This is a genomic window from Gammaproteobacteria bacterium (genome assembly GCA_029880545.1).
Taxonomy (GTDB): domain Bacteria; phylum Pseudomonadota; class Gammaproteobacteria; order Acidiferrobacterales; family SZUA-150; genus JAOUOD01.
In genome coordinates this window covers 22,074-35,175 of record JAOUOD010000012.1, presented here as the reverse complement: position 1 = coordinate 35,175, position 13,102 = coordinate 22,074, and the positions used below count along the sequence as shown (strand labels likewise).

The window sequence follows — 13,102 nt, the reverse complement described above, 5'->3', positions numbered from 1 at the left end:
GGGGCTCAGTAATGAGCCCCTTTTTTTATGATAACAAATCGGGCTGATCTGCAACCTGGAGCGGGAGGCAGTCACATTCGTATGCGCTGGTTAAAAGGTCTTGGCCGTCGATTACCAGGGACCATTGGCGCGAGAAACGTCGCGGCAGCGTGTGCGTAGTGTATTGTCGTTCTGAAATATATTTTCCGGAAGTCCGGAACTTGCCGATAGGCTGATGTATTATTCATCTTTTTCAGGAACAGCTCAGGCTGTTTATTGACGGATTTGGTGCCATGAGCGAGATAAAGGTTCAGGATGAGGCGGGTGCGTCCGGGCAGCCTTCAGGCAAGCCTGTAGCGCCGGCAGCCGCGTCGCTCGCCCGGGATCTTGAGCGTTTTCGAAGCTGGCGTGAGAGTTTCAAAAAAGCAATCGCCGATTATCAGGATTGGGTTGAAAAACACGAGCCAGTGGATGGAGTGCGTGATTTACGGATTTATCAGCTCATCGAGAGTCTCGACAAGGATGAGCTGAAAATTGCCTTTGTTGGCGAGTTCTCCCGGGGAAAAACCGAGCTTCTGAATGCCATCTTCTTTTCTGACCGCGGCCAGCGGTTAATGCCGTCTTCAGCGGGTCGAACCACTATGTGTCCCACCGAGTTGCGTTACAAGGCCAACGAGGATCCGGGAATCAAGTTACTGCCTATTGAGACCCGCAAAACCGGGATCAGTATTGCCGAATACCTGCAAAGCCCGATTCACTGGACGACGCTGCGGTTTAGCAGGGAAAAAACAGGCTTTAACGAAGACGATATTGAAACCTTCAAATCCATTACCCGAACCAAGAAAGTCCATATCAGCGAGGCCCGGGCCCTGGGCTTGTATCGGGACGCGGGTGGCCAGGCAGTTGCGGAGCAGGAAGGCGGTATGGTGGATATCCCCATGTGGCGCTATGCCATTGTTAACTATCGCCATCCATACCTGGAACAGGGCGTGGTGGTTATTGATACACCAGGCCTGAATGCGCTGGGCGCCGAACCCGAGCTGACCCTGAGTGTGTTGCCTGATGCGCACGCGGTTATTTTCCTGCTTGCCGCTGATACCGGCGTTACCGCGAGTGATATGACCATCTGGAGTGATCACGTGGTGTCGGCCAAGAAAGACCGGCTGCGTGAGCGCCTGGTTGTACTGAACAAGGTGGACGTGTTGTGGGATGCGCTGCGAAGCGATGCCGAAATCAGTCATACAATCCGCAACCAGGTGATGGATACCGCCCGTATTCTCAAGCTCAGAAAAGACGTGGTTCTGCCTGTATCAGCCAAGATGGGGCTGATCGGAAAAATCAAGAGTGATAACGATCTTGTTGGTCGTAGCGGTATTGCTCGCCTGGAAAAACAACTTGCCTTCCAGATTATTCCGGCCAAGCATGAGCTGATAAAACGGAAGATTACCTACGAAATCAGCTCCAGGGTGGAAAGCAGCCAGGCCCTGGTTCGGGCCAATCTTGCCGAGTTGGACAGGCAGCTGACCCAGTTGCGGGCCTTGGGCAGCAAGAACAAGTCAGATATACAGAAACTGATCGATACCATGCGCAAGGACAAAGAGCGTTATGATCGTGAAGTGAAGATTTTTGATATTACCCGACGGCAATTGGCGGACAAGGCTGGTGCGCTGTTTTCCAATATGGATCTTGATGAACTGGACAAACATATAAAAGGTGCCAGGAAGTCCATGCACGACAGCTGGACAACACGGGGCCTTAAATCGGAAATCAAGGACTTCTTCGAAGCCGTCGCCCGGCCAATGGACCAGCTGAAAACACAGGCTGATGCCATCAAGTCCGAGATCGACAAGATTTGTGAGCGACTCCACTATCAGTACGATCTTGAAAAAATCGTACCACCGCGACTGGCGTTGCTGCCCTATATCATGGCAATCAAAAGCCTGGAACAAAAAGCAGAGGTGTTTCGTAACAGTGTGGAGCTTGTTATTACGGAGCAGGGCGGAGTGATCAGCAAGTTTTTTATCACGCTGGTAAGCGAAGTTCGCAACATTTACAAGGAGTGTAATGGCTACACCCAGAGCTGGTTTAATAATGTTATTAACCAGATTCACAACCAGGTGAAACTGCACAAAAAATCACTTGATGTCGGTTTTGAGACTATCAAAAAGAGCCATGCCGATATGGACAAGATCGCGGATCATGTGGCGCGACTTGAAGCGGAGCGCGCCGGGGTTTCCGAACAATTGCAAAACATCAATAGGTTGCACGCCAGGCTGCACAAGTCGGTATAGGCACGGCTGTCTGCCTGGAGGGGTGCGCCGGTCCGGCTGCCGGCAATCGAAACCAGTCTTCAGTAATAACCACAGCAATGTTTGTGGCAACTGTGACCGCCGAGGTCAGCTTCACAAGGGAAAAATCCGGATCTGGAAAGTGGCAAGGATGGCCATTCAGTCAATGTGGGCAGTATCTGCCCGGTAAATATCGTGATGTATTATTGGTGTCGGGTATTGGCTTGAGCTATGCTCAATACTGTCAGGTCGTTTAGGCAATCAAGATTCGTGATGCATTGCCGGGCCGGGCAGGTAGTTCTATATATTGATGATTTAATGTATTATCACCCGGTTTTTTTGGTTGACCAAACAATTACCCTTGGATGGATCCATTATTATATGCCAGTCGATCTGCAACGCCTGTTACTGGTAGAAGATGAAGACGATATCAGGGCGGTTACGCAAATCGCCCTCAAGGCAACTTCATCGTTCGATCTGCGTATGTGTGCCGATGGAGAACAGGCGCTGGCTATTCTCGATGAATTCCAGCCGCAGTTGATCATTCTGGACGTCATGATGCCAAGAATGTCGGGGATTGAATTGTACAAGGAGATTCGCAAGCGACCCGGGTTTGACCAGACGCCGATCCTGTTCATGACTGCAAAAGTGCAGGCAGGTGAAATTGAGCGGTATCACAATCTCGGCGCGGCAGATGTCATCAAAAAACCGTTTTCACCGGTTACGCTGGCTGAAACGATTCGCTCAGTATGGACGGCATTCGGGGAAGCCAGAAACAACAACTGAGACAGATACTGTTTCCGGGTAATGAGCGCGGGGTTCAGATGCGGTAACATGCCGAATTCTTCTGAACAAGAGAGCCTCATTTGAGTATCAGTACCTTGTCGAGCGCGGATGCGCTGGCCGAAAACGGGCCTTTTGCCCAGGAACTGCCGGATTTTTACCCGCGTCCTTCCCAGCAACAAATGGCAACCGAGATTGAGTCCGTCATACGTGACGACGGCATTCTTGTGGCCGAATCCGGTACTGGTACCGGTAAAACCTACGCCTACCTAGTTCCGGCACTGCTGTCGGGAAAGCGCGTACTGATTTCGACCGGAACACGACATCTCCAGGATCAGCTCTACCGTCGCGATCTGCCAAGAGTCATGCATACACTGGGAGTAAACGTTGCAGCTGCCCTGCTCAAGGGTCGAGCCAACTATCTGTGTATATACAGGATGGAGCAGGCCGAACTGGAAGCCCGGTTTGGGGATCGCAAGCAATCCTTCCATTTTCTCCAGATCAAGCAGTGGTCCGAGTCGACGCTATCGGGCGATATCAGTGAATTGGCTGGCGTGCCCGAGGACAGCCCGGTCTGGTACTGGGTGACGTCAACTACGGATAACTGTCTTGGCAGCAAGTGCGGTCATTATGATGATTGTCACGTTGTGCGAGCCCGGCAGCGGGCGCTGGAGGCGGATATCGTTGTTGTAAATCATCACCTGTTTTTCGCCGATATGGCAGTGAAGGAGGAGGGTTTCGGTGAGCTGCTGCCAGGGGTCGAGGTGGCAATTTTCGATGAAGCGCATCAGCTAGCTGATGTTGCCAGCAATTTTTTCGGTGTCAGCATCAGTGCTAACCAGATAAACGCACTGGCGCGCGATACAGTTGTCGAAGAGTTGCGTGAACGCAGCCAAATCAAGGAACTGAATTCTGCCGCCGACATGCTGCAGAAGGCGTGCGCGGATTTCCGGCTGGCATTCGGTGAGCAGGTCTCGCGTTCGGCGTGGCGCAATATACGCTCCAGGCCCGCAGTCAAGGAAGCGTTGTCCGGGCTTGTTGTGCGACTGAATGATTTGCAGCTGTTGCTGAACAAGGCATCGGCCAAGGGAACCGGCCTTGCCAATTGTCACAGGCGCGCGGTGGAGCTGGGAATATGCCTGAAATCCTTTACCGGGCAGGAAACGGAGTCAGAATTCATCAGTTGGTACGAAACCAGCAAGCGCGGTTTCGTGCTTCGCAAGACGCCGGTCGATATTTCACAACAGTTCAGTGCGAACATGGAACAGGTGCAGCGGGCCTGGGTATTCACTTCGGCAACGCTCGCGATCGACAATAACCTGGATTATTTTTGCCGGCAGCTCGGACTGAGCAATGCTATCACACGCAAGTGGGACAGTCCGTTCAACTACCAAACTAACTCGCTTTTGTATTTGCCCGAAAACATACCGGAACCCAATGCCCCGGAGTTTTTATCGGCGTTTCTGGATGCCGTTATTCCGGTGCTGGAGGCAAGCGCTGGCAGGGCCTTTGTTCTCGTCACCAGTTATCGCATGCTCAATGCACTGGCACAACAGCTGGGCGATTGTATTGGTTTCCCGTTGCTGGTTCAGGGCCAGGCGCCGCGGGCAAGACTGTTGCAGGAATTTCGTGAAACTGCCAATGCCGTACTGCTGGGAACCGGCAGCTTTTGGGAGGGTGTAGACGTGCAGGGAGAAGCGCTTTCCTGCGTGATTATTGACAAGCTTCCTTTTGCTGCGCCTGATGATCCGGTTATCCAGGCGCGCTCAAAAGCACTCACCGAAAGCGGGCGGAATGCCTTTATGGAGTTTCATGTTCCCAGTGCGGTGGTCAGCCTGAAGCAGGGCGCCGGCAGGCTGATTCGTTCGGAAACCGATCGTGGCGTACTGATGATTACCGATCGACGCCTGGTCAGCAAGGGATACGGCCGCGTGTTTCTTCGCAGCTTACCGGCGATGCCGCAAACCGCGAAGCTGATGGATGTCAGGAAATTTTTCTCGTTGCAGCCGCTCGCCGATTAACGCTGCAGAAGATCGCGCTTGCCGGGTTTGCCATCCCACTCGTCGGCGTCGGGCAGTGCCGGCCTTTTTTCGGTTAACACCGGCCAGGACTTACACAGCTCTGCATTTAGCTCAATAAATTCCGCCTGGTCGGCCGGGACTTCATCTTCGGCAAAAATAGCGTTGACGGGACATTCTGGTACGCAAAGGGTGCAGTCTATGCATTCGTCCGGATCAATGACCAGAAAATTCGGGCCTTCATGAAAACAATCTACGGGGCAAACATCGACACAATCAGTATGTTTGCAATTAATACAGTTTTCGGTAACGACGTAGGCCATGCAAGAACTCCAGTTTCCCCTTGTTTCGGGCGGCGAATGATACACCGTCAGCAGCGTTGGAGAAACTCCTGCGGGCGAGTTGGCGATACAAGGCTTCACCATATCGATTTCCTGAGTAGAAGTTTAAAAAAATTTTCCAAGCTATTGAGTTATTTCAATAAATTGTCCAGAATCGTGTTATATCTATTGGCTCAACGGACTGCAGGCGATGGCGGAAAATAATCACGGGCTCTATGTACCCGAACTGAAGGTGTCGGCCTGGGTGGCCGAGACCGATCCCAAGGACGCGGCCACGTGGCTGTCATCGTTGCCGCTTGCCAACGCGCCGGAAGCCGCGCGTGAAATCTACCAGTCGCTGTATACACTGAATCGTCAAAAGCTGCCGGTTTCCGTCAGGCTGAAATTGATGGCGCTGTTCGATGAGCCTGTTTCCCGAACCGCCGAAAACCTGGCAGCCGGGTTGCGCTCCGGGGGTATGGCGCTCAACGATAAAAAGCGTCGTCTTGCTGATTTTATCCGGCAAGTGCGCCAAGAAATGGCAGTTGGCTACAAGATTATTCTGATCGATGCCCTTAATGCCCGACTGCTGATGGGAAAGCAGAAAATCCTGGCCACCGCGGCCCAGCAGGCGATTCGCTATCTCGCCGAAGTCTTGCAGTCCTGCTACCAGGTTTATGTGCCGATTCCCGTTGGTATCTGGAAAGAACTGCATACACTTTATCGCATTGCCGAACAAAACGATTTTTTTGGCCAGACTCCGGAACAGGGGCTGGTTATTGAACAACGTTATCGCGACGCCATGCTGCTCGGGTTGTGTAATCCCTACCAGTTGCCTGAGGGCGAGTGGCGCAAGATTGCCCAGTTCATCAGCCTGTGGGGTGACGTCGCCGTGATTCACGGTAACGTCAAGGTATCCAGTGTTGCCGGGCAGTTTCTCGTAGACCTGGATTCGGATCGTCCGCCAGTTGCGTACCCAAGGGGGGTGAGTGTCACTGGTACAGACAGCCTGAGGGTGCTGAATGCATTGCCCTTGACCGCCACCGTCCAGGACTTTGTCCGCCGGTTTAAAAAAGGCGAGCCAGGTGTTCTGAACAAACTCGGTGTAGATTGCCTGCACGGCGCCTGTCTGGACATGCTACGTCGCATGCGCCGCTCCTGGGGGCTGGCCACGGGCAGGCGTGGTGATCGTATACGCAAGAGCGGTCAATGTTTTGTGGCCAACAGCATTAACGCGATTCACTTTTTTGCCAGTGGCCAGCGCGCCTTCGTCAAACCCTTGTTCGCCGATAGTCACCTGGAATTGTCCGAAATGGCGCCGACACACGATGAGCCTGCCAGCTTGCCCGAGGGCCTGGATATGGACATTGGTGAGCCCATAAATTCCGATTATCTGGATTTCGACGATACGGTTCCCACGGTTGCCGATAAAAAACCCAGAATGATGGCGGAGTCGCTGCTGCATTCCAGTCACGTGTATCGTGTTGAAACCTGGCAAATCTATGATGAAAGCCCGTCAGGCTTGCAATTGAACCAGAAACAGGTTGATCGGCAGCAGGTTCGCGTCGGCGATATTCTCGGAGTTGCTGATGGCGTTAACCAGGTCAGTTGGCGTCTAGGTGTCGTGCGCTGGATAAAAACACCCGAGCCCAGGAACGTGGATATTGGTATCGAGATGCTGGGCGGCCCGGCGCGGCCGGTGGCGATAAAGAAAGATTCCGGTAGCAGTGATTACTGCCAGGCGTTGTTGTTGCCGTCGGTACCGATACTGAAGCGCCCGGCGACGCTGGTCACGACTGCAGGCATGTTTGAAGAGAAGGCCAGCTATCAGCTGGTTGACGGAGAAACCGGCGAGGTGCGTCGTATTACCGCTCTCAAGTTAGCCGATCACAGCAATGCATTCGAGCACTTCGTGTTTGCTGACAGCTCCCAGGCCTGAGCCGCTCAACGCCGCCAGTTTAATGTTGATTTCATCCGGTATGAATATTTTTGATGATCGGTAGCATTTGGTCATAGATTTCCGGGCTTCCGGCAAGAACATTCCCGGTCTCCAGGAAATCATTGCTCCCGCCAAAGCCGCTGACCATGCCGCCAGCCTCCTGGATGAGCAAACAGCCAGCAGCGATGTCCCAAGTATTGAGCCCGAATTCCCAAAACCCGTCCAGGCGACCGCTGGCGACATGCGCCAGGTCCAGTGCTGCTGATCCGGCACGACGCACACCACTGGTGTTGCCGACGAATTCGCGGAAGATGGCGATCCAGGGTTCGAGGTTGTCCTTGTTCCTGAACGGGAAACCGGTGCCCAGCAAGGCATTTTCCATGCGTTTTACGCCGCTCACCCTGATGCGCCGATCATTGAGCTGGGCGCCCTCGCCACGGTAGGCTGTGAACAGTTCATCACGAAGCGGATCGAATACCACTGCTGCCTCAAGCTTGCCCCTGTGTTTCATGGCAATGGACACGGCATAATTCGGGTAACCGTGGAGAAAGTTGGTAGTGCCATCCAGCGGATCAATGACCCACTCAAAATTATTTCCCTGATGGCTGCCGCTTTCCTCGGCTAAAATGGCATGATCCGGGTATGCCTGGCGAATGGTATTGATAATGTCCTGCTCGGCCATATGATCGACTTCAGAGACAAAATCATTCCGACCCTTGTTCTCGATATTCAGGGTATCCAGGCGATTGGCGTGACGCAGAATGATGCTTCCGGCTCGACGTGCTGCCTTGATGGCGATTTTCAGGACGGGTTGCATCGGCGAGGCTCCTGCGTAGCTGGCTCAGAAAGAGGCGCGAATTTTAATGATGTGCGAGGGTTATTCAAAGGGGAAATTCGGTTTTGAGCAAAAAAATTACCTCGGAATTCACTGATGTCGGTGATATGGGTCGCCTGTCATCGGTGTGCATAGTTCTGGTGAATCCCACGCACCCGGGAAATATAGGCGCTGCTGCGCGCGCCATGAAAACCATGGGGGTCACCGCGCTCCGGCTTGTTGAGCCCAGGGATTTTCCCAGCGAGCACGCCACGGCTCGCGCATCAGGTGCCGCTGACCTGCTGGAGAGTGCACAAATTTTCAGCAGCCTGGATGCGGCTATCGCTGACTGTCACCTGGTGGTGGGTACCAGTGCCCGTAGTCGTCATATCGACTGGCCATTGTGGAGCGCCAACGAGTGCGCCAAAAAAATGATTGAAGCTGCGCCAGGAGGAAAAGTGGCTGTGGTCTTTGGTCGGGAGCGCATGGGGTTGACCAATGAGGAACTGGATCGATGCCATGCCATGGTATCGATTCCCGCCAACCCGGACTACGCATCGCTGAATCTCGGTTCGGCCGTTCAGATTCTCTGTTACGAATTGCGCCGTGCTGCCGGGGCTGTGTTGCCAGGGCAGGGGTCAACGCCGGCCCAGACGGCGACGCGCGCACAAATGGAAGGCTTTTACAGCCACTTGCAGGCGACACTCGAACAAACAGGATTTCTTGATCCGGGCGAACCAAAATTATTGATGCGACGCCTGCAGCGATTATTTAATCGTGCCCAGCCGGATGAAAAAGAGGTCAACATACTGCGAGGCATCCTGACCGCCGTGCAGCGATCAACTTCCGGAAAATAATGACAACTTGGTTTCGTGTCAGTATCTGGCTTACCATTGGCATCTATGTCTTCTTCATTTGCTAAATATATTGCTTCGATCCGGCAGCGCGATCCGGCAGCGCGTTCGGTAATGGAAATCCTGTTTGCCTACCCGGGTGTGCATGCCGTGGCGTTGCATCGTCTCGCGCACCGGCTATGGCGCTGGCGCCTTTACTGGTTGGCGCGAATGGTGTCCCAGACCGGGCGCTGGATAACGGGGATCGAAATCCATCCTGGCGCCACAATCGGTCGGCGGTTCTTTATTGATCACGGTATGGGCGTGGTTATCGGTGAGACCGCCGAGATCGGTGACGATTGTACGCTGTATCACGGCGTCACCCTTGGCGGTACCAGCTGGCAAAAAGAAAAACGCCATCCGACGTTGGGCAATAATGTTGTGGTTGGCGCCGGGGCCAAGGTGCTGGGGCCGATTCATATTGGTGACGGCGCCCGAATCGGTTCCAACTCGGTGGTGGTAAAGGATGTTCCTGACAATGCAACGGTTGTAGGCATTCCGGGCCGGGTTGTGGCTGCCAGTGAGCGCAAGGAAGGCAGTGCCAGGCGCGAAGCCATGGCGCGCAAGATTGGCTTTGATGCTTATGGCCAGCGACCGGATATGCCCGATCCTGTCGCCCACGCGGTTGATTGCATGCTTGATCACATGCACAACGTAGACGAGAAACTTGAGCAGATCTGCAAGGCGCTGAAGCTGCATGGACTCGATATGGCGGACCTGGATCTGCCGGAACTCCGGGTCGAGCATCTCGAAGACGACTGATACGACACCCCGACAGGCCCCTCTAGACCCCACGGTTGATCTGGACATTATACTTGACTAAATTTGTCAGGAATGTAGACTAGCGCCAGCAAATAACCTTGGGTGATAAATCATGAAACTGACAACCAAAGGCCGTTACGCAGTGACAGCTATGCTCGATCTGGGTTTGCGCTATAACCAGGGCGCGGTCACGCTCGCCGATATTGCCAAAAGACAGGGTATTTCGCTGTCATATCTAGAGCAATTATTCGCCAAGCTGCGCAGGAATGGATTGGTTGACAGTGTTCGTGGCCCCGGTGGCGGTTACAACCTGGCACGGGAACCGGCACAAATCTCCGTGGCCGAAATCGTCGTGGCAATAAATGAAAATATTGATGCCCGCAAATGCGGCGGCCATTCCAACTGCAGTGGTGACGAGCCTTGCCTGACCCATAGTTTGTGGGAAGATCTCAGTGACCGAATTTATTCTTTTCTAAGCGAAATCTCGCTGGCGGATCTGGTAAATCGCCCTCATGTTCAAGAGGTGTCGATACGCCAGGGCTCACAGGATCGCTCTATGGCAAGTGGCGGTAACTAGGGGTTTTCTCCCGAAAAACCCCTTTTATCGCTCAGTTATAGGCGGTAGACTTGCGCCCCCTGAAGGGCTCCCACAGGTAATCAAATTTTACCCGCGGCCGGCGCCGAGATGTCGGGTTGTCGCGGATGGTAGTGACAGATTGAGGCAGTGAATTGATGAAAAAGCCCGTGTACATGGATTATTCAGCTACCACCCCCGTGGATCCCCGGGTGGCAGACCAAATGTGCCAGTATCTCAGACCGGATGGTGAATTTGGAAACCCGGCGTCACGTTCTCATGCTTATGGCTGGGCGGCTGAAAAGGCGGTCGAAGACGCGCGCGCTAATGTTGCGGCCCTGATTGGTGCCGATCCCAAGGAAATCGTCTGGACGTCGGGCGCGACAGAATCAGATAACCTGGCAATAAAGGGTGTGGCCCATTTTTACGGCAAGAAGGGCAAGCATATTATTACCAGCAAGACTGAACACAAGGCGATCCTTGATACATGTCGCCAGCTCGAACGTGAAGGCTTTGAAACCACCTACATGGAGCCGGAAGAAAACGGCCTGATTGACCTGGCCAAGCTCGAAGCGGCAATGCGTGATGACACCATCCTGGTATCCATTATGCACGTGAACAACGAGATTGGCGTGGTTCAGGATGTTGCCGCCATCGGCAAACTTTGTCGTGGAAAAGGCATACTGTTTCACACCGATGCCGCCCAAAGTGCCGGTAAGGTGGAAATCGACGTTGATGCCATGAATATTGATTTGTTATCCCTGTCGGCCCACAAGATTTACGGCCCCAAGGGTATCGGCGCGCTGTATGTGCGACGCAAGCCACGTGTTCGCCTTGAAGCACAGATGCATGGTGGCGGTCACGAGCGCGGCATGCGTTCAGGCACGTTGCCAACCCATCAAATCGTCGGCATGGGCGAGGCATTTCGTATAGCCCGAGAAGAAATGGCCGGTGAAGCTGTGCGTTTGCGCGCCTTGCGTGATCGTCTGCTCGACGGTATCAAGGATATTGAGGAAGTCTATATCAACGGTGACATGGGGCAGCGCATTCCCGGAAACCTGAACATCAGTTTCAATTTTGTTGAAGGTGAATCCCTGATGATGGCGCTTAAAGACGTGGCCGTTTCATCAGGCTCTGCGTGTACCTCTGCCAGTCTTGAGCCTTCATACGTATTACGTGCTATTGGCAGGCCGGATGAGCTGGCGCATTCGTCCATTCGTTTTACAATGGGCCGGTTTACGACTGAAGAAGAAGTGGATTTTGTTGTGGCTCTGGTCAAGGATAAGATCCAGAAATTACGCGATCTGTCCCCACTTTGGGATATGTACAAGGAAGGTATCGATTTAAACAGTGTGCAATGGGCAGCCCATTAAGCCTCCGGGTTTGGACGCCGATTGACTTGATGTAATCAGGAGATAACTCATGGCCTATAGTGACAAAGTCATGGATCACTACGAAAACCCGCGCAATGTCGGTACGCTGGATACAGGAGCTGACAATGTGGGTACCGGTATGGTTGGCGCACCAGCCTGTGGGGACGTGATGCGTCTGCAGATACAGGTGAACGACAACGGTGTTATCGAGGATGCCCGATTCAAGACCTACGGTTGCGGATCCGCCATTGCTTCAAGCTCGCTTGTTACCGAGTGGGTAAAAGGCAAGACCCTGGAAGAAGCGCAAAGGATCAAGAATTCCGATATTGCTGAAGAACTTGCACTGCCTCCAGTGAAGGTACATTGCTCGGTTCTGGCGGAAGATGCTATCAAGGCTGCAGTCGAAGACCTGATGGCGAAACGAAACAAGGGCTGAAGCCCGACAGATCGTGATTCAACAGGGGTATTGATATGGCGATTACCATGACAAACGTAGCTGCCGAGCGAGTGAATGCCTTTTTCGCCAAGCGCGGAAAAGGTGAAGGGCTTCGCCTTGGTATCAAGACCACCGGTTGTTCGGGCCTGGCCTATGTGCTTGAGTTTGTCGATACCGTGGAACAGTCGGACCAGGTGTTTGAAAGTCATGGCATCAGGATATTTGTTGATCCCAAGAGCCTTGTGTATATCGATGGTACCGAGCTTGATTACACCAAGGAAGGTCTGAACGAAGGCTTCAAGTTTAACAATCCCAACGTCAAGGATGAGTGCGGTTGCGGCGAAAGCTTCACCGTCTGACCTTGCTCCGGATTGTCATTGTCGACCATGCAGCCGGGCGTCGGCAAAAATTATTTTGAATTGTTTGGTCTGCCTGCCCGGTTTGATGTGGATCTGCCCGGGCTGAACAATCGTTATCGCAGCCTGCAGCAGCAGTTTCATCCAGACCGGTTTGCGTCCGGCTCCGAGCAGGAAAGGCGCATGGCCATGGAGCTGACTGCCTCGATCAATGAGGGCCTGCGCGTACTCAGGAACCCGTTGGCGCGAGCGCGATATTTGCTGGAACTGGCAGGCATCAGTGTGAATGATGAAACCGATACGGCGATGAACCCGGCTTTCCTGATGGAGCAAATGGAATGGCGTGAACAGCTCGATGCCGTTCGAAGCGGGCCTGCTGATGACGCGGGTCCGGTATTGCAATCGCTGTCAAAGGACGTGAACAATGCCTTTAACCGTCGTGTTGATCAGCTGAGAACAGAACTGAACAATGATGATCTGTCGGCTGCACGCACTCATGTCCGGGAGCTGCAATTCCTGGACAAACTCAAAATGCAAATTGAAGAGATTGAAGAAAGCCTGTTCTGA

General features: G+C 53.4%; 13 protein-coding genes. 11 read left to right on the top strand and 2 right to left on the bottom strand.

Translation table 11 applies throughout. The features are described 5' to 3' along the window. The first annotated feature begins 272 nt into the window (after positions 1-272). From OEZ10_12730 to OEZ10_12720, 3 genes are all read left to right on the top strand, one after another. Positions 273-2,270, top strand: coding sequence for a dynamin family protein (locus OEZ10_12730; protein ID MDH5633845.1), 1,998 nt, complete (start codon positions 273-275; stop codon positions 2,268-2,270). A gap of 378 nt (positions 2,271-2,648) precedes the next feature. Next, on the top strand, positions 2,649-3,053 hold the full coding sequence (locus OEZ10_12725; protein MDH5633844.1) for a response regulator: 405 nt from the start codon (positions 2,649-2,651) through the stop codon (positions 3,051-3,053). 80 nt (positions 3,054-3,133) lie between these two features. Then, positions 3,134-5,071, top strand: a complete 1,938-nt coding sequence (locus OEZ10_12720) for an ATP-dependent DNA helicase (protein MDH5633843.1) — start codon at positions 3,134-3,136, stop codon at positions 5,069-5,071. On the opposite strand, the gene OEZ10_12715 is transcribed toward OEZ10_12720, so the two are convergent. Then, entirely contained in the window at positions 5,068-5,391 is a 324-nt protein-coding gene (locus OEZ10_12715; GenBank protein MDH5633842.1) for a ferredoxin family protein, read from the bottom strand. The genes OEZ10_12720 and OEZ10_12715 overlap by 4 nt on opposite strands. A gap of 208 nt (positions 5,392-5,599) precedes the next feature. Here OEZ10_12715 and OEZ10_12710 point away from each other — a divergent pair, with 208 nt between their 5' ends. Continuing rightward, positions 5,600-7,327, top strand: coding sequence for a hypothetical protein (locus tag OEZ10_12710; protein ID MDH5633841.1), 1,728 nt, complete (start codon positions 5,600-5,602; stop codon positions 7,325-7,327). 31 nt (positions 7,328-7,358) lie between these two features. Here OEZ10_12710 and OEZ10_12705 read toward each other — a convergent pair whose 3' ends face one another. Next, positions 7,359-8,144 carry an inositol monophosphatase gene (locus OEZ10_12705; protein ID MDH5633840.1) on the bottom strand — a complete coding sequence of 262 codons (786 nt, stop codon included), beginning with the start codon at positions 8,142-8,144 and terminating at the stop codon, positions 7,359-7,361. A 125-nt stretch (positions 8,145-8,269) separates the two neighbouring features. Here OEZ10_12705 and OEZ10_12700 point away from each other — a divergent pair, with 125 nt between their 5' ends. The 7 genes from OEZ10_12700 to hscB all read left to right on the top strand — a co-directional run bounded on the left by OEZ10_12700 (position 8,270) and on the right by hscB (position 13,102). Beyond that, positions 8,270-8,998, top strand: coding sequence for an RNA methyltransferase (locus OEZ10_12700; protein ID MDH5633839.1), 729 nt, complete (start codon positions 8,270-8,272; stop codon positions 8,996-8,998). A 45-nt stretch (positions 8,999-9,043) separates the two neighbouring features. Then, positions 9,044-9,796 carry a serine O-acetyltransferase gene (cysE, locus tag OEZ10_12695; GenBank protein MDH5633838.1) on the top strand — a complete coding sequence of 251 codons (753 nt, stop codon included), beginning with the start codon at positions 9,044-9,046 and terminating at the stop codon, positions 9,794-9,796. A 112-nt stretch (positions 9,797-9,908) separates the two neighbouring features. Next, on the top strand, positions 9,909-10,373 hold the full coding sequence (locus OEZ10_12690) for a Fe-S cluster assembly transcription factor (protein MDH5633837.1): 465 nt from the start codon (positions 9,909-9,911) through the stop codon (positions 10,371-10,373). 155 nt (positions 10,374-10,528) lie between these two features. Beyond that, positions 10,529-11,743 (top strand): IscS subfamily cysteine desulfurase, encoded by a 1,215-nt coding sequence (locus OEZ10_12685; GenBank protein MDH5633836.1) that lies wholly within the window; start codon positions 10,529-10,531, stop codon positions 11,741-11,743. 49 nt (positions 11,744-11,792) lie between these two features. Beyond that, positions 11,793-12,179, top strand: a complete 387-nt coding sequence (iscU, locus tag OEZ10_12680) for a Fe-S cluster assembly scaffold IscU (GenBank protein ID MDH5633835.1) — start codon at positions 11,793-11,795, stop codon at positions 12,177-12,179. Between the two features lie 35 nt (positions 12,180-12,214). After that, a complete protein-coding gene (gene iscA, locus OEZ10_12675; protein MDH5633834.1) occupies positions 12,215-12,538 on the top strand; it encodes an iron-sulfur cluster assembly protein IscA in 324 nt (107 codons plus the stop codon). Positions 12,539-12,565: 27 nt separating this feature from the next. Then, a complete protein-coding gene (gene hscB / locus OEZ10_12670) occupies positions 12,566-13,102 on the top strand; it encodes a co-chaperone HscB (protein MDH5633833.1) in 537 nt (178 codons plus the stop codon).